The organism is Cupriavidus sp. FW306-1B-F12B (assembly GCF_058781795.1).
The window spans coordinates 3,206-4,938 of the sequence record NZ_JBYSXC010000037.1; the positions used below are offsets into that span (position 1 = coordinate 3,206).

Sequence of the window (1,733 nt, forward strand, 5' to 3'; positions counted from 1 at the left end):
GCGTGGTAGGAGAGCGTTCTGTAAGCCTGTGAAGGTGTCTTGTAAAGGATGCTGGAGGTATCAGAAGTGCGAATGCTGACATGAGTAGCGATAAAGGGGGTGAAAGGCCCCCTCGCCGTAAGCCCAAGGTTTCCTACGCAACGTTCATCGGCGTAGGGTGAGTCGGCCCCTAAGGCGAGGCAGAGATGCGTAGCTGATGGGAAGCAGGTTAATATTCCTGCACCGTCGTATGATGCGATGGGGGGACGGATCGCGGAAGGTTGTCCGGGTGTTGGAAGTCCCGGTCCCTGCATTGGAGAAGGCGCTCAGGCAAATCCGGGCGCGGGATTCAAGGATGTGGGGCGAGCGGCCTAGTGCTGCGAAGCAATTGGAAGTGGTTCCAAGAAAAGCCTCTAAGCTTCAGTCATACGAGACCGTACCGCAAACCGACACAGGTGGGCGAGATGAGTATTCTAAGGCGCTTGAGAGAACTCGGGAGAAGGAACTCGGCAAATTGGTACCGTAACTTCGGGATAAGGTACGCCCTGGTAGCTTGACTGGCCTGCGCCAGAAGGGTGAAGGGGTTGCAATAAAATGGTGGCTGCGACTGTTTAATAAAAACACAGCACTCTGCAAACACGAAAGTGGACGTATAGGGTGTGACGCCTGCCCGGTGCCGGAAGATTAAATGATGGGGTGCAAGCTCTTGATTGAAGTCCCGGTAAACGGCGGCCGTAACTATAACGGTCCTAAGGTAGCGAAATTCCTTGTCGGGTAAGTTCCGACCTGCACGAATGGCGTAACGATGGCCACACTGTCTCCTCCCGAGACTCAGCGAAGTTGAAGTGTTTGTGATGATGCAATCTCCCCGCGGCTAGACGGAAAGACCCCATGAACCTTTACTGTAGCTTTGCATTGGACTTTGAACCGATCTGTGTAGGATAGGTGGGAGGCTTTGAAGCGTGGACGCTAGTTCACGTGGAGCCGTCCTTGAAATACCACCCTGGTTTGTTTGAGGTTCTAACCTTGGCCCGTGAATCCGGGTCGGGGACAGTGCATGGTAGGCAGTTTGACTGGGGCGGTCTCCTCCCAAAGTGTAACGGAGGAGTTCGAAGGTACGCTTGGTACGGTCGGACATCGTACCTAAAGTGCAATGGCAAAAGCGTGCTTAACTGCGAGACCGACAAGTCGAGCAGGTGCGAAAGCAGGACATAGTGATCCGGTGGTTCTGAATGGAAGGGCCATCGCTCAACGGATAAAAGGTACTCTGGGGATAACAGGCTGATACCGCCCAAGAGTTCATATCGACGGCGGTGTTTGGCACCTCGATGTCGGCTCATCTCATCCTGGGGCTGTAGCCGGTCCCAAGGGTATGGCTGTTCGCCATTTAAAGAGGTACGTGAGCTGGGTTTAAAACGTCGTGAGACAGTTTGGTCCCTATCTGCCGTGGGCGTTGGAATCTTGACGGGGGCTGCTCCTAGTACGAGAGGACCGGAGTGGACGTACCGCTGGTGTACCTGTTGTCTCGCCAGAGGCATCGCAGGGTAGCTATGTACGGAAGAGATAACCGCTGAAAGCATCTAAGCGGGAAACTCGCCTGAAGATGAGGATTCCCTGGAGGCTTGACCTCCTTGAAGGGTCGTTCGAGACCAGGACGTTGATAGGCTGGGTGTGGAAGCGCAGTAATGCGTTAAGCTAACCAGTACTAATTGCCCGTAAGGCTTGATCCTATAACCAGTGTGTTTTGCCTGGTG

1 rRNA gene (cut by a window edge) is annotated in these 1,733 nt (G+C 54.1%); it reads left to right on the forward strand.

Features of this window, described 5'->3' with window-relative positions:
• Positions 1-1,709 (forward strand): 23S ribosomal RNA (locus AC3WLE_RS30365) (it extends 1,262 nt beyond the left edge of the window).
• Positions 1,710-1,733 lie beyond the last annotated feature (24 nt).